Origin of the sequence: Stenotrophomonas sp., assembly GCF_032066555.1 — a bacterium.
In the GTDB taxonomy this organism is placed as follows: Bacteria; Pseudomonadota; Gammaproteobacteria; order Xanthomonadales; family Xanthomonadaceae; genus Stenotrophomonas.
In genome coordinates, this window is the sequence record NZ_DAMBKV010000004.1 from 176,823 (window position 1) to 194,738 (window position 17,916).

Genomic DNA, 17,916 nt, shown 5'->3' on the forward strand with positions numbered 1-17,916 from the left:
CCCGATGCCCGCTCAGGCGGGGGTATCGCCGGCGCGGGCGTTCTGCAGGCTCTCGCGGCGTCGCGCCAATACCGCCTCACGGTGGGCGATATAGGCATTGGCGCCGAGGATGATCAGCGCTCCAATCACGCTCCAGCGGTCCAGGGTCTCGCCGAACAGCAGCCAGCCCATCGTTACCACCAGTGGCAGCTGGGTGAAGCTGATGGGCGTGAGTGCGGAGACTTCCCCCAGTTTCAGGGCACGGGTCCATAGCAGTTGGCCCAGGGTTCCCATCACTCCGGTGGCGACCAGCCACAGCCAGGCGATGCCGCTCGGCCAGACCCAGACGAACAGCGCCGGGATCAACGACAGCGGCACCCAGAACACATAGGTGTAGAGCACCACGGTATCGGGACCGTCGACGCGGGTCAGCTGTTTGATCTGGATGGCGACCAGAGCGCTGAGTACCGCGGCCAATACCGCGACCAGGCTGCCGAGTTCGAAGCTGTGCGCGCCCGGGCGCACGATCACCAGCACACCGATGAAACCGGTGATGACGGCCGCCCAGCGTCGGATACGGACCTTCTCACCCAGCCACAACACCGCAGCGATGGTGACGAACAGCGGCGTTGAGTACGACAGGGAGATAGCCTGCGACAGTGGCAGATGGCCGATTGCCCAGAAAGCGCACAGCATCGAGGCCAGGCCAATCACGCTACGCAGGAAATAACGTGGCAACTGCTGGGTGCGCAATGGCGCGTGGCCGGGCCGCAGCAGCATCGGCAATAGCGCCAGCAGGCCAAAGCCATTGCGGAAGAACGCTACTTCCTGGGTGGGGACGTAGTCGGTGGCAAGACGGATGGCGACGGCCATCAAACCAAAAGCCATCGCACTACCGAACATCAGCAGGGCAGCGCGCATGGCGGTGGAGCGGGGTGCAGCCAAGGCAGTATTCACCAGCGGGCGCCGACCAGCCTCGGTTCGGGTTCAATCGGCACGCCAAACTTTTCCAGCACGGCGGCCGACACGCGCCGGGCAAATGCCAGCAATTCGGCGCCGGTCGCGTTGCCGTGATTGACCAGTACCAGCGCATGATTGGGCGAAACCCCTGCATCCCCTTCGCGCTGGCCCTTGAAGCCGGCCTTCTCGATCATCCACGCCGCCGATATCTTGCGGTTGCTGGCATCGTTGCCGGGAAACACGGGCAGCGCCGGATAGTGCTGCAGCAACACATCGATCTGTTCAACCGGCAGGATGGGATTCTTGAAGAAGCTACCGGCATTGCCGAGCACGGCGGGGTCGGGCAGCTTGCGTTGACGGATCGCGATGACGGCGTTGGCGACGTCGGCCGAGACCGGCAATTCGATTCCCATGGCCTGCAGCTCCTCGCGGATGCCTGCATAGTCCAGCTGCAATTCGTGCAGCAACGGCAGACGGAACTCGACGGCGACGATCAGGTAGCGATCAGCCTCGTGCTTGAACAGGCTGTCGCGGTAGCTGAAGCGGCACGCTTCCTGGTCCAGGCGCACCCAGGCCTGCTCCTGCCGGTCCCAGGCCTCGACGACCTGGATGAAGTCGCCGACCTGGGCACCGTAGGCGCCGATGTTCTGGATCGGTGCGGCGCCGACGGTGCCGGGGATCAATGCCAGGTTCTCGAGCCCGGACAGGCCTTCGTTCAACGACCACATCACCAGCTCATGCCAGATCACACCTGCGCCCGCGCGGACGATGGTGTGGTCGGCGCGGTGTTCAAGTGCGGTTATGTCCCGGTTGTCGAATACCAGCACCACATCCTGGGGATCGCCGGCCAGCAGCACGTTGCTGCCGCTGCCAAGTACCAGCAGGTCGGCATCGCCGATGGTGGCCAGGGCCTCGGGCAGCGCATTGGGATCGGCGATGCGCAGCATGCGCGGGGCATGGGCATCCACGTGGAAAGTGTTGAGGTGGCGCAGCGACGCGTTCTCGGTCAGTGACCAGGCAGTTGCGGCATTCGTCATAGCGGTGCGACGGCGCCCCCGGAGGGTGACTCGCGACGGCGGCGGATGGCATCGACGCAATCGCCGATCAGGCGCGGGCCCTGGAAGATCAGGCCGCTATAGCACTGCACCAGCGCAGCACCAGCCGCCATCTTGGCCACGGCATCGGCGCCGGAACTGATGCCGCCAACGCCGATCAGCGGCACTGATTCGGGCAGGCGCGCGCGCAGCCGGCGCAGCACCAGGGTGGATTGACCCAGCAAGGGGGCGCCGGACAGGCCGCCAATTTCCCTGGACAGTGGATCGGCTTCCACGGTGGGCCGGCCGATGGTGGTGTTGGTGGCAATTACGCCATCCACGCCCAATTCGCCGAGCACGCGTGCTGCCGCATCGATGTCGCGATCGCTCAGGTCCGGTGCCACTTTGACCAGCATCGGCACGCGCTTGCCATGTTTGGCGGCCAGCCGCTCCTGTGCTTCACGCAGGCCGGCTACAAGGCGTCGCAATGCCTGCTCTTCCTGCAGTTCGCGCAGGCCGGCGGTATTGGGCGAGGAGATGTTGACGGTGATGTAATCGGCCAGCGGGTAGACCTTTTCCATGCAGATCAGGTAGTCGGAAAGCGCATCGTCATTTGGCGTGTCCTTGTTCTTGCCTATGTTGATGCCGAGCGGGCCGGGGCGGTGCTTGACCGCCTCCACGTTCTTCACCAGCGCATCAACACCGAGGTTGTTGAAACCCATACGGTTGATGATGGCGTTGTGCCGCGGCAGGCGGAACAGGCGCGGCTTGGGGCTGCCGGCCTGCGGGCGTGGGGTGATGGTGCCGATCTCGACATAGCCGAAGCCCAATGCAAACAGGGCTTCGATATGTTCGCCGTTCTTGTCCAGGCCAGCTGCCAAGCCAACCGGGTTGGGGAAGCTCAGGCCAAACGCCGGGGTGGGAAGTGGCTTGATGCGGCCGGCGATCAGCGGCGTGGTACCGGTGCGCCAGGCAAGATCCAGCGCGGACAGGCCCAGGCCGTGCGCGCGCTCGGCATCAAGGGTGAACAAAAACGGGCGGGCAATGGAATACATAAGCTCAGTTCAGCGTGCCAACAAAGGCGCGGGTTTGGTACTCAAAGGCAACCTTGCCATCGACCGCATGCGCATCAAACAGGCGCCGCAGGGCTTCCAGCATCGGGACGTGACGTTCGTGGCCGGCTTGCGGCGCGTAGGAGGAGGACAGCAGCCGACCACGCAGGCCGTCGTAGTCCAGGTGCTGCACGTTTGGCAGCTGCACCAGACCGCGCAGGCCCGGACCAAACCAGTCGCGCATGGTCTGGTCGTCCTGGTAGCGTTCGGCGACTTCGGTGTAGTCGGTGCCGTAGTCCAGCAATAGTTGCTCATAGCCGGCCAGGAACGGCGAGGCATCGAGCAGGCGCGAGTTCCAGTAGACCAGCGCCAGGCCACCCGGGCGCAGGATACGAGTCCATTCCCGACGTACGGCGGACGTGTCAAACCAGTGGAACGCCTGCGCTGCTGCGACCAGATCGACACTGTGATCTGCCAGCGTAGTGGCTTCGGCAGTGCCGCCGACGGATTGGAACTTGGGGTATTGGGGGTGCAGCCATTGATCGGCGGCTGCGCGCATTGCGGCATTGGGTTCCACCGCGATCAACGGATGGCCAGCAGCCAGGAACGGCGCGCTGGAAATACCGGTGCCAGCGCCGACATCGGCGACCAGGGCGGAGTGGGGCAGGCCGATATCGCGGTGCAGCCAGTCCAGCAGTGTGGACGGGTAACCCGGTCGATAGCGCACATAGTCCGCTACCCGGCTGCTGAAACGTTGGGTTGAATCGGGTTGTCCCATGCCAGCCTCAGGAGTTCATCGCCGCGAGGCCAGCCAGGCCTCCGAAAAAAACAAGGATGGCAATGAAGAAGATGATGCCGATCAACCACAGCGCAGTAGCCAGCCAGCCCAGCACCAAGCCGGCCACGGCCAGACCGTCACCGTCCATTTGACCGTTGCTGCGGCGGATTTCGCCACGTGCCATATGGCCGAAGATGATGGCGCAGATGCTGCCGATGGCGGGCAACAAGGTCCAGCCAAGAATGCCGGCGACCAGGCTGATCACGGCGTAGCTGCTGGTCTGGCGAGGTGCAGGGATGCTCATCGGGAACTCCGTATCAGCGAATTAAGCCCCTCTCCCGCGCGCGGGAGAGGGGTTGGGGTGAGGGGAAGCTTTTCAGCTAAGCACTCTCCCACTTCAACGCCCCGACCAAGGCCGGGGCAGGCATCATCAAAGATCGAACTTGATGCCCTGGGCCAGCGGCAGCGAGTCGGAGTAGTTGATGGTGTTGGTCTGGCGGCGCATATAGACCTTCCACGCATCCGAGCCGGACTCACGGCCACCGCCGGTGTCCTTCTCGCCACCGAAGGCGCCACCGATCTCCGCACCGGACGTGCCGATGTTGATGTTGGCGATGCCGCAGTCGCTGCCGGCTGCCGACAGGAACTTCTCGGCGGTCTTCAGGTTCTGGGTGAAGATCGACGAGGACAGGCCCTGCGGTACGCCGTTCTGCATGTCGATGGCTTCGTCCAGCGTGCTGTACTTCATCACATACAGGATCGGTGCGAAGGTCTCGTGCTGGACGATCTCATCGCTGTTCTTCAGGCCGGTGACAATCGCCGGCAGCACGAAGTTGCCCGGGCGGTCGATGGCGGTGCCACCGGTCTCGACGGTGCCGCCGGCGGCCTTGGCCTTGGCGATCGAGGCCAGGAACTGCTGCACGGCTTCCGGGCTGTTCAGCGGGCCCATCAGGTTGGCGGCGTCGGTCGGGTCGCCGATCTTGCCTTCGACCTGCTTGTAGGCCTTGACCAGGGTGGCCAGCACGTTGTCGTAGATGGATTCGTGCACGATCAGGCGACGGGTGGTGGTGCAGCGCTGGCCGGCGGTGCCGACGGCGCCGAACACGATGCCCGGCACGGCCAGCTTCTGGTCGGCGGTCTCGTCCATGATGATGGCGTTGTTGCCGCCCAGTTCCAGCAGGCAGCGGCCCAGGCGCTGGGCAACCTTCTGGTTGACGGTGCGGCCGACCTGGGTGGAACCGGTGAAGGAGATAAGCGGCACGCGGCGGTCGTCGACCATCTTTTCCGACAGCGCGGTGCCGGCGTCGTTGATCAGGAAGAACAGGTCCGGGAACCCGCCGTCCTTCAATGCCTCATTGCAGATCTTCATCGTGGCAATGGCGGTCAGCGGGGTCTTGTTGGACGGCTTCCAGATGCAGATGTCGCCACAGATGGCGGCCAGGAACGCATTCCAGCTCCACACCGCGACCGGGAAGTTGAAGGCCGAGATGATGCCGACCAGACCCAGCGGGTGGTACTGCTCGTACATGCGGTGGCCGGGACGTTCGGAATGCATGGTGTAGCCGTAAAGCATGCGGCTCTGGCCCAGCGCGAAGTCGGCGATGTCGATCATCTCCTGCACTTCACCGTCGCCTTCCGGCTTGGACTTGCCCATTTCCAGCGCGACCAGCGAGCCCAGCGCGTCCTTGTGCTTGCGCAATGCTTCGCCGCACAGGCGCACGGCTTCGCCACGGCGCGGGGCCGGGGTGGTGCGCCATACCTTGTAGGCTTCCTGCGCACGGGCGATGACGGTTTCGTAATCAGCCTCGGTGGTGGCCTGGACCTCGGCGATCACTTCGCCGGTGGTCGGGTTCTGCGGCTTGAGGACGCCCGCGCCAGTTGCGGCGGACCATTCCCCGTTACCCATGTAGGTGCCAGCGTTGGTGGCATCCAGAGCCAAGGCCTTGAGCAGCTCGGAAGACATTCAAACTCCTGTTTCTTAACGTGATTTTGGCGCCGTCGGGAACTGCGGGTGGGGCGACGGAATGAGTACCACATAGTATCAGAGTGAACCGATAGGCCTCGCCGGGGTTGGTCTGGCCGATAGGACGGCGTGTGCCGGGTCCGGCGGCTGTGCGGACGGGGCTGTGCTGCAGGCAAGCGCTGTCGCTTTTGGCGTTTTTCGGCCATATTCGCCACCCTTGGCAGGGGTTTCCCCGGATTCAACAGGATAGACAGATGAACGTGACGATTTCCGATGGGGTAGTGGTTGGCAACACGCTGCCTTTCGTGCTGTTTGGCGGGCTCAACGTGCTGGAGGACCTCGACTCCACCCTGTATGCCGCCGAGCGCTATGTGCAGGTCACCGGCAAACTGGGCATCCCGTACGTGTTCAAGGCCTCGTTCGACAAGGCCAACCGCTCCTCGATCAACTCTTTCCGTGGCGTTGGCCTGGAAGAAGGGCTGCGCATCTTCGAACAGGTCAAGCAGCGCTTCGGCGTGCCGGTGATCACCGACGTGCATGAAGTCGCCCAGGCCGCGCCGGTGGCGGAAGTAGTCGACGTGCTGCAGATCCCGGCCTTCCTGGCCCGCCAGACCGATCTGGTCACCGCCATCGCCCGCACTGGGCGCGCCGTCAACATCAAGAAGCCGCAGTTCCTCAGCCCCACCCAGATCAAGCACATCGTCAGCAAGATCCGCGAGGCAGGCAACGAGCAGATCATCCTGTGCGAGCGTGGCGCCCAGTTCGGTTATGACAACCTGGTGGTGGACATGCTCGGCTTCCGCGAGATGATCGAAGCCACTGGAGGCCTGCCGGCGATCTTCGACGTCACCCACAGCCTGCAGCGCCGTGACGCCGGCAGCGAAGCATCCGGTGGCCGTCGCCGCCAAGTGGTGGAGCTGGCCCGTGCCGGCATGGCGGTAGGTATTGCCGGTCTGTTCCTGGAAGCGCACCCGGACCCGGACAACGCGCGCTGCGATGGTCCCAGCGCATTGCCGCTGGACGTGCTGGAGCCGTTCCTGGCGCAGATCAAGGCACTGGATGACATGGTCAAATCGTTCCCAGTGCTCGACATCGCCTGATTCGGGAAGGCGCTGCGGTCGGCTGCCGATGTGGCAGCCGGTTGCTGTCGGTTCCACGGTGAGGCGATTGCCGCGTAGCGCGTCCGGGCGGGCAGGCCAGCATTGAAAGACGGCCGATCCCGGCATTGTGCACTTGTCTGCCGCCTGTCCGCGATGACCACGGTTGCGCGGGTGCGCACGGCGCTCCTGCAATGTCTCCCGGTTCGGAATGGCCGATCAGTTCTGGTTGGGGAACCAGCTGGGGGGCGCACGGTGCCATCGCCACGCGCTTTCCAGGATGGGAGTCAGCGCGGTCCATTGCGGCCGCCACCCGAGTTGTTCGCGGGCCTTGCTGCTGGACGCTACTAGCTTGGGCGGGTCGCCCGCCCGTTGTGGCGCGATTTCGAAAGGAATGGCTTTGCCGACGACGGATGCGGCAGCGGCAATTACTTCATGTACGGAAAAACCCTGGCCATTGCCCAGGTTGAAGGCATGTGCGCCCTCATGCTCGCCCATGAAGTCCAAGGCCAGCGCATGCGCCTGGGCAAGATCCTGCACATGAACATAATCGCGCACGCAGGTGCCATCGCTGGTGGGGTAGTCATCGCCAAAAATTTTCAACGCCGGGCCATCGGTCAGCGCGCTGCGTAGTACGTTGGGGATGAGGTGGGTCTCGCAGGCATGCGCCTCGCCGATGCCGTGCTCGGGCAGGGCGCCGGCTGCATTGAAGTAGCGCAGTGCCACCGAGCGCAGTCCATGGGCGTGCGCGGCGTCGGCGAGGACGCGTTCGGCCATCAACTTGCTGGCGCCATAGGGATTGATCGGAGCCTTCGGGTGGTTCTCGTCGATGACATCGTGGATGGGGTTCCCAAAAACAGCGGCAGTCGAGGAGAACACCAGTTTGCTCACCTCATGACGACGCATTGTCTCCAGTAGGTTCAACGTGCCAGTGACGTTGTTGGTGTAGTACTCGTAGGGTCTGCTTACCGATTCGCCAACGAGCGAGCGGGCACAGAAATGCATGACTGCGTCGAAGCGGCGCCCCTTGAAGGCACGCTCAAGGGCGCTGGTATCCAGTAGGTCCGCCTGGATCAGCTCGCCCCAGCGAACGGCGCCCGCATGCCCGGTTGAGAGGTTGTCGAGCACGGTAACCGTATAACCGCGCGCGGCAGCCCATTGCGCCATATGGCTGCCGATATAGCCTGCGCCGCCGCAGATCAAAATGTTCATGTGTTTCCCCGGGCCACGTGTGAATCTGCGGTTTCGCGTAGTTTCGATTGGATGAAGGAGGATATCTCTTGCTTGAAGCGTGCGGAGGCGAATCTTTCGGCCTGCCTACGGCAAGCCTGTGGCGAGATATGGTCTGGCATGGACTCGAAGCGGGCAATAGCGTCGTTGATAGCCTCAATGGACTGCTCATGGAAGAACAGGCCGGTCGCCAGCGTGGGGTCGCTACTCTCGATAACGGTTTCGAGTGCGCCGCCTTTGGCGAACGCAATTACCGGGGTTCCGGAAGCCATTGCCTCAAGTGGAACGATGCCGAAGTCTTCGACGCCAGGGAAAATAAGCGCTTTTGCATTGGCCAGGTACTCTTTCACGACCGGAAACGGCTGTCGGCCCAGCACCGTAATCCTGTCTGTTGCCTTGGCCTTGAGTGCGTCCAGCTGCTCACCCTCGCCGATTACCACCAAGCGCTTGCCATTCTGCAGGAAGGCAGCTGTCACGAGGTCGGCCTTCTTGTAGCGCGTCAGCTGGCCAAACAGCAGGTAGTAGTCCTGCTTGCTGCTGCGGCACTCGAACTCATCGATTTCGACAGGTGGGTGAATCACTGCTGCCTGTCTGCGGTAGCATTTGTTGATCCTGCGCGCGATGAAGGCCGAATTGGCGATGAAATGATCCACGCGTGCAGCCGATATCACGTCGATAGTGCGCAGATAGTGCATCAAGGGACGCATCAATAACCGGGTGATCTTCCCTGCGCCTGCAAGATAAAGCCCATACATGTCCCAGGCGTAGCGCATCGGGCTATGGCAGTAACAGACATGCAGTGCGTCGGGGTGGGTGATGACGTTCTTGGCAGGGCCGGACTCGCTGGAGATGACCAGATCATATTCCGTCAGATCGAGTTGCTCCAATGCGATGGGCATGAGGGGCAGGTACTTCTGATACAGTCGTTGAGCGCCGGGTAGCTTGCTGACAAAGGTACGTTGCACGCGATGCCCTGCCAGTTGCGCGCGCTCGATCTCGGTCGTGGCTACGTGCGTGATCACATCAGCCTGTGGATAGAGGTCCAGCAGCTGTTCGACAACCTTCTCACCTCCGCGCCAGGTGACAAACCAGTAATGGACGATTGCTACCTTCATCAGGAGGCCAGCCCCTTGTAGAGTGAAGCCGTCTGGCTGGCAACAGTCGTAGAGGAGAAGATGCCCAGCTGTGCCGAGCGCGCCGATTCAGCAAGCGTTCGATGCAGTTCTGGCCCGTCGAGGACGCGGGTCAGTGCAGATACTGCCGAGCCGATATCACCCGCCGGATAGAGCAGGCCAGCGCCGTGGTTTTCAATCAGGTTCTTGTGGCCGATGACATTGGAGAGAACGGAAGGGATTCCCAATGACATTGCCTCCAGTACCGCCAGTGGCAAACCTTCCCAGCGTGAGGTGGAGAGGTAAGCGTCGGCGGCAGCCAGTGCGTTCAATGGGGCGTCCATGCGCCCCAGGAAGTGCAGGTTGCGGACGCCATCCGCAGCGGCTCGTCTCTGCAATGCAGCGATCTCTTCACCTGTGCCTATCCAGAGAAACCGGATATGGGGCATCGCCTTGGCAATAAGGTAGGCGTCCCCCATGTTTTTCTGATAGTCGAAGCGACTGACGGTGGCTACCACCGGAGAGCTTTCCGGAAAGCCGAGACGTCGTCGTGCCTGTCTGCGCAGCTGCTGACTGCTGTCCGGCGTATGGCTGGGCACGCCATTCACAATCACTGATGCAGGGATCGCCCGCCAAAGGCCAAGTTCGCGGGCCTGGTCCTGTTCTTCCGGCGACACATGTATCAGGTGTTCAACGCAGCGCGCACTTATATTTTCATACCGCAGATAGAGGCTTCGGAGAGAGGGGCCATAGCTGCCAACATGAATGCCATGTGGAGTGTGAACGCAGGGAGCTCCACCCAGTAGCGAAGCGATCCGGCCATATATGCCGGCGCCTTTTCCATGGGTATGAATGACCTGTATGCCGGTGCGCCGCACATGCAGTGCGAGTCGCGCTGCCTGTAAAAGACCGAATCGGCGGTGTGGAATACGAAACAGGCGTCCATTGACCAGTTCTTTGAATCGCGCCCAATACGGATCATCCTCCGGACAGGCTATGTACACCGTTACCCATGCAGGCAGGCTGCGGAGCAGGAGTTCAATGTGCCGGGGGCCGCCGCCGTGATCCGCCCGGGCGGAGATCATCAGTACGTGAATGCTCTGCGTGGGCTGCTTTGACATTGCCGCGCCGGGCAGCTGTGTCTGCGTGTTGCTAGTGTCCATGTCGGGTGACCAGGTCGGCGGCTTTCCGTTCGAGTTTTTCCCAGAACAGCGGATTCGAGGACATGATCGGCAAGATCCGCAAGCAATCGGCCAAGGTCCTTCCTACTTGTGGATACTTGCTGAGCGTATAGCGAACGGATGCGCGTTCTGCGGCATTGAGCTGCTTGTTCCTGTACAGGAACTGTTCCGCGGCATAGCGAAGTACATGCGCAGGCTTCTGCGAAATCCGCTCATGGTCGTGGCTCTCGTCAACGACATAGTTTGCCTTCCGGATATTGATGCCCTTGCCGGAGAGGCGCTGCAGCCGAACCCACATATCCCAGTCCTGCCATGCGGGCATGCTCGGCGAAAAGCCACCTGCCGATATGATGTCCGTACGCCGACAGAACACCTGGGAGCCAACACAGTTGTAGCCGTTCAGTCGACGCTGATCTGCAACCTTGACGAAGCGGCGCATGGCTTGGCCGCCATCCTGGCCAAGCACGACCGCATCGTCATAGAGGAATCCGAATTCCACACCTGCCGAGGTCAATCGACACCAGTTCTCATGGAAATCCGTCAGGCGGTCGGGTAGAAAATAGTCATCATCATCAAGACCGGTGATGTACTCGCCAGAAGCGTTGGCGATTGCAAGGTTGCGGCTGATGCAGGCCCCCATGGATACCTTGTTGACGATTGTCTTTACCCTGGGGTCTGCAATTGACTCCAGGTAGGCGGCGGTACCATCCGAAGAATTGTCTACAACAACCATGAGCTCCCAATGAGGATGGGATTGTTGTCTCACGGATTCGATCGCGCGTTGCAGAAGACCGAGGCGGTTGTGGGTCGGGAGGTAGATGCTGATCAACGCGGGTGTCGTTGACGAATTGGCATTGTTCATTGCAGTACGAACCTTCTTCCTTGTACGAACTCCCAGGCGGCAAGGACCATTGCGGCAAGGAGAAATGTCACCAGCCTCGGAAAAACAAAAAAGTGGCTTCCGAACCACAGGACTATGGAAAACGCGGCCCATGGATAGAGAACAAGTCCAAAGGCGCGTCGTGCCAGGATCGACTTCCAGGACAGCCCGACAAGTAGCCCGCTTGCTGCGAGGTAGGGGTATGTCCAGAGGCCGAGGTCTGCAAAGAAGTAACCGAATGCGCTTACCCAAATGTACCTCCCGTCGAGGCCAGTCGATGCGATCGCAGCAAACTCGGTCATCCAGGCCTCAACCCGGTCGGGCATTCCAAACGCATCCCTGAAATCAATGAGGTTATGAAAGAAAGGTACATGGGAGACGAAGTTGAAGGCATAAATGCCACTGCCTGCGTGGGGGAAATATATATCCCCGTTGAGCAGCGCACTTAATCGATTGTATGAGGCCATGGTGTAACCGGCGGCAGATTCAGCGATCGCAAGCGTGCCGGTTTGCCCCCTTAGGAATGCGAACAGTGAGAATGTCACGGCGCCAGCCAAGAGCACGAAGACGCCTTGGCGCAACAGGAAGCCAACGCTCTTCCTGCTGGAAGATGAAAGGGTGGTGGAGATGATCAGGAAGCCGAGTAACCCCGGTATCAAGTCAAAGCGCGCGGCTTTCATCATGGCTGTGAATACGGCGAATGCGGCAGCCAAAAAGATGCTGGTGCGAACAAGACGTGCCGGTTCGCCAGTCGCTTGCCGACGGCTGAGTATGCGTCCATGTGCCCACCAGCATACGGCGAACAACAGTGGCAAGGCTTCCGAGAGGCCGCCTGTGGCGTCATAGTCGCGCTTGACCCTGCCCGAATCAGTCAGCCATTCCGTCAGCATCCATGGGTTGTTTCGAAACAGAACCGTCAGTGAAACCGCATTGAGGACGACCGCCGCCAATAGTGGAACCATGATTGCGGTATTGCTGAGTGATGGGGGCGGTGCGATTGATGGTTGGCATGGTTTGGCAAGCAGTACGCCACAGCAGAATGTGGCCACACATGTCGCGAAGAACAGGAAGGTACGAACGTCGAGGAACATGACGTTTCGCTCCGGAAGGAGTGCCTCGTAGAGCTGTGGAGGGAACAGGAGGCAGGCAGTGAGGAATAGCAACGATGCCGCCGACAGGACGAATGGTGAGAACAAGTTGGCGCTTCTGTTTCGCAATTTCATTGGCGTGGCTGATGATCCTGTGCATGGATCCAGAAAAGGAGGGAGGGTGCTATAGAGGGAATCTGTCGCACAAACCGAGCTGATTGGTTCGTCCTTCCCGGATCGCGTCACGCAATAGCCGGTACCGCTGGGGTTGACCGCTGCGCAGTGCAAAATACTTAAGAAGGATCATGTAGATTGCGCTGTTAAGCGCATATTCGAGCCATGAGGTTCGCCAGACATTCCTCTCGAACCACGCCAGATTGCGTATGCCGTAGTAGGCGCGAAAGTCGGAGCGCCCATGCAGAAGGCGAAGGAAGTTGTTCGGGTGCGCCTCGCGCAGGTACCAGGAATGCTCCAGATCCTCAATTTCGGCGCAAGTTACCAGTTCAATTACACCGCCACCCGCAGTGATGCGGTAGGTGTACTCGGTATCATCCGCATACAGAACCAGTTCGCATTTCGGTAGGCCAATTCGCTTGAACAGCATGGCTGATGCCAACAGCCCTCCGTATGGTGCGTAAGGCATGGACACTATCGACGCGGGCCTATGCGTTCCTGGTGCTGGCCTGATCCTGTGCCATATCTTGAAGGCGATCTGCCGGTAGTGAAACCCCAGAAAGCTGGAGCGCGGTGGATAGGCGTGCCTTGCTTCTATGCCTTGGGCAATGGCGGATTGATGGGTAGGGCGAAAGCCAAGGACAGCAGCATTCTCCATGCCGTGGACCGCGCTGCTGGTTGCCAACCGGTCATGCAGCGCGGAAAGTGCGCCGCGCATGGGGGCGTTGTCATCGTCCATCAGCCATATATAGTCCGCTTCGTCAGCCAGTGCAGCGGCGATCCCTACGGCATAACCGTTAGCAGATCCCGTGTTGGTTTCCAGGGATATGACACGCAGACGGGGAGCCCATTGCTCTTCAAGCAGAGAAATATCAGAGGTCGAGGCGTTGCTTACTATTACCGCGCGGCCCACGTTCTCGATACAGAACGCCCGCTGCAGAAGTGCGTGGAGATAGTCGATGCGATCGCCGTAAGTGACGGTCACCAATGTCGTATTGGGTGGCGGAACGGACGAAGAAATGGGGTCATTCATCTTGGTGGATACGAACAAGGAGGGTGAATGCGTATGCGCCGCCCATGAGTGCAGCCGCAACGCAGAGAATCAATCGTCCTGAGGCGGATGAAATGAGTGGCGAAATGCACATGATGGCCGCGCCAACGGCTGTTGCTGTCAGCAGGGAGATGGCCTGGCGCCTGGTGCCGGGCACTGCCAGACAGGCGAGTGTCGTCAGCAGGACGAAGTCGAGCAGCATTCGTCCACTCCAGGCAATTGCTGCTCCAAGGATCCCGTGCCGCTCCAGCAGCAGCCACAGCGCAGTGGCGTAAATCGGGAGCTCAAGAAGGTGCAGTTTGGCCGGAGTTCCCGGGAGGCCAATGGCCTGCAACAGCGCATGCGGGATACGCGCGAAGGAATTCGCCAGCAGGCCTACGCAAAGCCAACGAATCAAAGGTGCTGCTTGCAGCGAGAACTCCCTGCCCATCCACAAGGTAAGCGCTTCGGGAGCGAACGCGTAGATGGTCAGCGCAATGGGGAGCATTGTGGCAAGCATCACCGATGCAACGTCGCGGTGGAGCGACAGGACTCCCTGTCGGTTGCCGGCCGCCCATCGGGCGGAGAATGCCGGAAAGAACACTCCGATGATGGCGACAGGAATGAAGCTGAGGCGGTTGATCAGATCGCCAGGTATTGCATAAACAGGCAGCAGGTGAATGGCCACGATGCTGCCGATGACAATCTTGTCCAGCTGCGTCATCAGCGGGCTGATCAGATTGCTTAGCGTGACCCAACTGCCGAATTTCAACAGTTCCCGCAGGTGCGTTGCGCGGAACCTTCCAGCCAGTATGGCCGTCGTATCACTGCGCCTGGCCGCGAGGAAGTAAAGCCATGTTGTAACGATGCGGCTTACTGCAAGTGCAATCGTTGCAGGCACCAGGCTGGGCGACCATATCAGCATCAACAGCGGTGCGGCAAAGCTGAGCATTCCCATCAACAGCCGGATACGGTTGATGTGGTCGAACCTGAGTCGAGCTTCAAGCAGGCCGATGAATCCCGTGGATGCAATGACGAAGGGAATGCTGATGCCCAATATGCGAAGGCTGAGCACGCACTCCCGGTGCAATGCCGCCTCCAGCTGCAGCGATCGCACGAGGATGGGAGCTGCAGCTACCAGAAGCAGACATGCAATCCCGCCCAGGCTGCACATGGTAAAGATCGCGGTCGTCGCGAGGTCGGGAAGTTCGGCGATCCTTCCGCTACCTAGTCGATCGCAAACAAGCTTTGTAAGTGCGCGACCTATGCCAAGATCGAAGATGCTGAAATAACCGATCAGCGCCCAGATGATGGTCAGGAAGCCGAAGCGCTCACTTCCATAGCCTGCAAGAAGGCTTGGAGTTGCAAGGAACGCAAACGCCAATGGAAGCCCTGCGCCGGAAAGATTCCAGATTAGGCTATGTGCGAAAGAACGGGGCTTTCCTGTCATGGCCAGAGGAACTCAGTCCGCGCCGAAAATGTCGCGGCTGTATACCTTTGCTTCCACATTCCTCAGCTCATCGGTAACACGGTTGGCGATGATTACGTCGGCGGAGGCCTTGAACCGAGCAAGGTCATTGACAACTTCCGAGTTGAAGAACGTTTTTGCCTTCAGGGTTGGCTCGTGGATGATGATTTCCACATCTTTGGCTTTCAGGCGCTTCATGACGCCCTGCACGCTGGATGCACGGAAATTGTCCGAACCGGATTTCATCGTAAGCCGGTAGATTCCGACTATGCGCGGGGCTGAGCGCATGATGTCGCTTGCGATGAAGTCCTTGCGGGTTCTGTTGGAATCGACGATTGCGCTAATCAGATTCTGGGGGACATCGCTATAGTTCGCCAAAAGCTGCTTGGTGTCTTTTGGCAGGCAGTATCCTCCGTATCCAAAGGATGGATTGTTGTAGTGGCTGCCGATTCTTGGATCCAGCCCGACGCCATCGATGATCTGGCGTGTGTCGAGGCTGTGCATCGATGCGTAGGTATCCAGCTCGTTGAAATAGGCTACGCGCATCGCCAAATAGGTGTTTGAGAAAAGCTTGATCGCTTCGGCTTCAGACGAGCTGGTATGCAGCACGTTGACGTCTGCGCACGCGGATCCCTGTTGCATCAATTTGGCGAATACCCGTGCATGGGCTGTGGTGGCGCCAATGACGATGCGGCTGGGATGGAGGTTATCGTGCAGTGCGCTACCCTCCCGAAGGAACTCCGGCGAAAAAAAAATGTTGTCAGCATTCCGTGATTCGCGCAGGCGCGTGGTGTAGCCAACCGGGACCGTGGACTTGATCACGATGGTGGCTCTCGGATTGATCGCCAGAGCGTCGTCGACGACAGACTCTACGGAGCTGGTGTCGAAATGGTTGTTCTCTGGATCGTAGTCAGTCGGTGTTGCCACGATGACGAAGTCTGCGTTGCGATAGGCCGCATGCTTGTCGGTTGTTGCGGTGAGTGCCTGCTCTCCGGAAGCAAGAAACGTCTCGATACCGCCGTCCTTTACCGGCGAGCGTCGCTTGTTCAAAAGTTCGATGCGCTCGCTGCTCACATCCAGCACCGTCACATCGTTGTGCCTGCAAAGTAGTACCGCATTGGACAGTCCAACATAGCCAGCTCCGACCACTGTAATTTTCATTGGCATCAAGGCTGGGCTTTCTTTCGGACCGATGTTCTGCTTCATTTTTCTGCTCAATACGCGTTCTTGTTAACGAAACCCTTGAACAGGGTCGCAACAATGATCCGGAGGTCAAACCCAAGCGACCAGTTCTCGATATAGAAAAGATCGCATTCGATGCGCTTGTGCAGATCGGTGGAGCCGCGCCAGCCGTTGACCTGTGCCCAGCCTGTGATGCCCGCCTTGACCATGTGTTTTTTCATGTATGACGGAATCTCATGCTTGAACTTGTGCACGAATACCGGTCGCTCAGGGCGCGGGCCAACGATGGACATGTCGCCGATCAGCACATTCAAGAACTGGGGAAGCTCGTCCAGGCTGGTCTTTCGCAGGAACGCCCCGATTTTGGTGGCGCGACTCTCGCCGGCCTTGGCCCACACCGCGCCGCTGGCGGCTTCTGCATCCACAGGCATCGAGCGAAATTTGAGCATCTGGAAGGTGCTGTTGTTCCAACTCATGCGCTCCTGGCGGTAGAACACCGGGCCGGGGGAGCTCAACTTCACCGCGATTGCGATGGCCAGCATCAGCGGGGAGATCACCAACAGGATAAGTGCAGCGAGCAAACGGTCCTCCAGCGCCTTGAGCACGCGAGCGCTTCCTTGCAGTGGTGTCTGCTGGAGATTGATCACCGGCAGGTCTGCGAGCTGCTCGATGGAGTGGTTGAGCAGATGGAAGCCGAACATGTCGGGGACGAACTTGATATCGACCGTCGAGTGCTGCAGCTGATTGAGTGCCAAGGTGATCTGCGCTTCGTCGCGCATTGGCAATGCAATCCAGACCTGGTCGGTGGCATGGCTTTCGACGTACCCGCCAAGGTCGTTCAATGTGCCCAGCAGCGCCGTTGAACTGTCAATCACACAGCGGTCGGAACGAGTAGAGAACCAACCCTGGATGCATATACCGGCCCAACTGTTGTCGCGCAACGTGGTGATGATTTTTTGTGTGTCGGGCGTGGCGCCGACGATCACTGCGGTGCGCAGGTCGTTGCCGCGCGCGCGTGCCCATGCTGCCGTTGCCCGAATCAACAAGCGCAACAAGGAAACGGATGCCAGGCTCAGGAGCCACCAACTCCCTACCCACGCGGTTGTTTGAGCATCCGCAGCCTTGATCGCGGCGACATAGGCAAACAGACAGCCGAAGATGACCAGCCACTGCAGCAGTACGTTGGCCAGTTCTGTTAACAGGCTGCGCCCACGCCAGCTCGAGTAGATGGAGGACATGCTGAGCACGAGAAGGCTGAGCAACATGGTGATCGCGATCAATCGCCAGTAGTGCACTGACAGTTGCACATCATTGAACTGCAGCTGATAAGCGGCCAGCGCAGTGCCCAGGAGCAGCAGTGGATCGCTGATTTTGAGAATCATCCCAAAAGTGGCGGCAAGCCGTCCGGATGGGGCTCTCCAGTGCTCATGATGGGGGTTGCGGCGCGCGATCCACATGGGATTTCTTCTTTCTTCGTTGCGTGGAGCGCCGATAGGAAAGCGGCGAAACCACTGGCGACGGGCTTGATTGGCAGGAACTTTCGACCAGGTCGCAAATGCAATGTTTCACTTGCTCTCGAATGGTATCAGTTTGTTTCGTTCTGTACACTGCGCCGCAGCAGGTCTTGCCGGCGAGCACTGCGCGGATGCTCTGATCGCGTCGGCGCGGTTTCAACAGTGGTTTGCGGGCGAAGCGGCATTCCTTGCCC

The 17,916-nt window shown here is 60.1% G+C and carries 16 protein-coding genes; 1 reads left to right on the forward strand and 15 read right to left on the reverse strand.

The genetic code is table 11. From position 1 onward, the window contains the following. Positions 1-12: 12 nt before the first annotated feature. The 6 genes from RT131_RS07530 to RT131_RS07555 all read right to left on the reverse strand — a co-directional run bounded on the left by RT131_RS07530 (position 13) and on the right by RT131_RS07555 (position 5,766). Entirely contained in the window at positions 13-900 is an 888-nt protein-coding gene (locus tag RT131_RS07530) for a DMT family transporter (RefSeq protein ID WP_313171912.1), read from the reverse strand. 32 nt (positions 901-932) lie between these two features. Further along, the gene (murB, locus tag RT131_RS07535; RefSeq protein WP_313171690.1) at positions 933-1,976 is read right to left on the reverse strand and encodes a UDP-N-acetylmuramate dehydrogenase; all 1,044 of its coding nucleotides are present in this window, start codon (positions 1,974-1,976) and stop codon (positions 933-935) included. Continuing rightward, complete coding sequence (locus RT131_RS07540; RefSeq protein WP_313171692.1) at positions 1,973-3,028, reverse strand: quinone-dependent dihydroorotate dehydrogenase; 1,056 nt, start codon at positions 3,026-3,028, stop codon at positions 1,973-1,975. The genes murB and RT131_RS07540 overlap by 4 nt, the downstream gene beginning before the upstream one ends. Positions 3,029-3,032: 4 nt before the next feature. Next, on the reverse strand, positions 3,033-3,803 hold the full coding sequence (locus tag RT131_RS07545; RefSeq protein WP_313171693.1) for a class I SAM-dependent methyltransferase: 771 nt from the start codon (positions 3,801-3,803) through the stop codon (positions 3,033-3,035). Positions 3,804-3,810: 7 nt separating this feature from the next. After that, the gene (locus RT131_RS07550; protein WP_313171694.1) at positions 3,811-4,107 is read right to left on the reverse strand and encodes a DUF4190 domain-containing protein; all 297 of its coding nucleotides are present in this window, start codon (positions 4,105-4,107) and stop codon (positions 3,811-3,813) included. 126 nt (positions 4,108-4,233) lie between these two features. Continuing rightward, entirely contained in the window at positions 4,234-5,766 is a 1,533-nt protein-coding gene (locus tag RT131_RS07555) for an aldehyde dehydrogenase family protein (protein ID WP_313171695.1), read from the reverse strand. 254 nt (positions 5,767-6,020) lie between these two features. On the opposite strand from RT131_RS07555, the gene kdsA reads away from it, so the two are divergent. Further along, entirely contained in the window at positions 6,021-6,866 is an 846-nt protein-coding gene (gene kdsA / locus RT131_RS07560; protein WP_313171696.1) for a 3-deoxy-8-phosphooctulonate synthase, read from the forward strand. Positions 6,867-7,082: 216 nt separating this feature from the next. Here kdsA and galE read toward each other — a convergent pair whose 3' ends face one another. The 9 genes from galE to RT131_RS07605 form a co-directional block, all read right to left on the reverse strand. Next, complete coding sequence (galE, locus tag RT131_RS07565) at positions 7,083-8,075, reverse strand: UDP-glucose 4-epimerase GalE (RefSeq protein ID WP_313171697.1); 993 nt, start codon at positions 8,073-8,075, stop codon at positions 7,083-7,085. Further along, a complete protein-coding gene (locus RT131_RS07570; RefSeq protein ID WP_313171699.1) occupies positions 8,072-9,208 on the reverse strand; it encodes a glycosyltransferase in 1,137 nt (378 codons plus the stop codon). Before RT131_RS07570 ends, galE begins: the two co-directional genes overlap by 4 nt. After that, positions 9,208-10,368 carry a glycosyltransferase gene (locus RT131_RS07575; RefSeq protein WP_313171701.1) on the reverse strand — a complete coding sequence of 387 codons (1,161 nt, stop codon included), beginning with the start codon at positions 10,366-10,368 and terminating at the stop codon, positions 9,208-9,210. The genes RT131_RS07570 and RT131_RS07575 overlap by 1 nt, the downstream gene beginning before the upstream one ends. After that, positions 10,358-11,248 (reverse strand): glycosyltransferase, encoded by an 891-nt coding sequence (locus tag RT131_RS07580; RefSeq protein WP_313171703.1) that lies wholly within the window; start codon positions 11,246-11,248, stop codon positions 10,358-10,360. The genes RT131_RS07575 and RT131_RS07580 overlap by 11 nt, the downstream gene beginning before the upstream one ends. Further along, the gene (locus tag RT131_RS07585) at positions 11,245-12,357 is read right to left on the reverse strand and encodes a hypothetical protein (protein ID WP_313171705.1); all 1,113 of its coding nucleotides are present in this window, start codon (positions 12,355-12,357) and stop codon (positions 11,245-11,247) included. The genes RT131_RS07580 and RT131_RS07585 overlap by 4 nt, the downstream gene beginning before the upstream one ends. Before the next feature lie 181 nt (positions 12,358-12,538). Further along, positions 12,539-13,561, reverse strand: a complete 1,023-nt coding sequence (locus RT131_RS07590; RefSeq protein WP_313171706.1) for a glycosyltransferase — start codon at positions 13,559-13,561, stop codon at positions 12,539-12,541. Next, on the reverse strand, positions 13,554-15,008 hold the full coding sequence (locus RT131_RS07595) for a flippase (RefSeq protein ID WP_313171708.1): 1,455 nt from the start codon (positions 15,006-15,008) through the stop codon (positions 13,554-13,556). The genes RT131_RS07590 and RT131_RS07595 overlap by 8 nt, the downstream gene beginning before the upstream one ends. Positions 15,009-15,020: 12 nt before the next feature. After that, positions 15,021-16,187 carry a nucleotide sugar dehydrogenase gene (locus RT131_RS07600; RefSeq protein WP_313171913.1) on the reverse strand — a complete coding sequence of 389 codons (1,167 nt, stop codon included), beginning with the start codon at positions 16,185-16,187 and terminating at the stop codon, positions 15,021-15,023. A 53-nt stretch (positions 16,188-16,240) separates the two neighbouring features. Further along, positions 16,241-17,665 (reverse strand): undecaprenyl-phosphate glucose phosphotransferase, encoded by a 1,425-nt coding sequence (locus RT131_RS07605; protein ID WP_313171710.1) that lies wholly within the window; start codon positions 17,663-17,665, stop codon positions 16,241-16,243. Positions 17,666-17,916 lie beyond the last annotated feature (251 nt).

What these genes read in the sequence shown, in the direction of transcription:
- RT131_RS07530 (WP_313171912.1), bottom strand. Translation starts at nt 900, where the DNA reads ATGCGCGCTGCCCTGCTGATGTTCGGTAGTGCGATGGCTTTTGGTTTG.
- galE (WP_313171697.1), bottom strand. Translation starts at nt 8,075, where the DNA reads ATGAACATTTTGATCTGCGGCGGCGCAGGCTATATCGGCAGCCATATG.
- RT131_RS07575 (WP_313171701.1), bottom strand. Translation starts at nt 10,368, where the DNA reads ATGGACACTAGCAACACGCAGACACAGCTGCCCGGCGCGGCAATGTCA.
- RT131_RS07580 (WP_313171703.1), bottom strand. Translation starts at nt 11,248, where the DNA reads ATGAACAATGCCAATTCGTCAACGACACCCGCGTTGATCAGCATCTAC.
- RT131_RS07585 (WP_313171705.1), bottom strand. Translation starts at nt 12,357, where the DNA reads ATGTTCCTCGACGTTCGTACCTTCCTGTTCTTCGCGACATGTGTGGCC.
- RT131_RS07595 (WP_313171708.1), bottom strand. Translation starts at nt 15,008, where the DNA reads ATGACAGGAAAGCCCCGTTCTTTCGCACATAGCCTAATCTGGAATCTT.
- RT131_RS07570 (WP_313171699.1), bottom strand. Translation starts at nt 9,208, where the DNA reads ATGAAGGTAGCAATCGTCCATTACTGGTTTGTCACCTGGCGCGGAGGT.
- RT131_RS07550 (WP_313171694.1), bottom strand. Translation starts at nt 4,107, where the DNA reads ATGAGCATCCCTGCACCTCGCCAGACCAGCAGCTACGCCGTGATCAGC.
- RT131_RS07540 (WP_313171692.1), bottom strand. Translation starts at nt 3,028, where the DNA reads ATGTATTCCATTGCCCGCCCGTTTTTGTTCACCCTTGATGCCGAGCGC.
- RT131_RS07545 (WP_313171693.1), bottom strand. Translation starts at nt 3,803, where the DNA reads ATGGGACAACCCGATTCAACCCAACGTTTCAGCAGCCGGGTAGCGGAC.
- RT131_RS07600 (WP_313171913.1), bottom strand. Translation starts at nt 16,187, where the DNA reads ATGAAAATTACAGTGGTCGGAGCTGGCTATGTTGGACTGTCCAATGCG.
- murB (WP_313171690.1), bottom strand. Translation starts at nt 1,976, where the DNA reads ATGACGAATGCCGCAACTGCCTGGTCACTGACCGAGAACGCGTCGCTG.
- RT131_RS07555 (WP_313171695.1), bottom strand. Translation starts at nt 5,766, where the DNA reads ATGTCTTCCGAGCTGCTCAAGGCCTTGGCTCTGGATGCCACCAACGCT.
- RT131_RS07590 (WP_313171706.1), bottom strand. Translation starts at nt 13,561, where the DNA reads ATGAATGACCCCATTTCTTCGTCCGTTCCGCCACCCAATACGACATTG.
- RT131_RS07605 (WP_313171710.1), bottom strand. Translation starts at nt 17,665, where the DNA reads ATGTGGATCGCGCGCCGCAACCCCCATCATGAGCACTGGAGAGCCCCA.
- kdsA (WP_313171696.1), top strand. Translation starts at nt 6,021, where the DNA reads ATGAACGTGACGATTTCCGATGGGGTAGTGGTTGGCAACACGCTGCCT.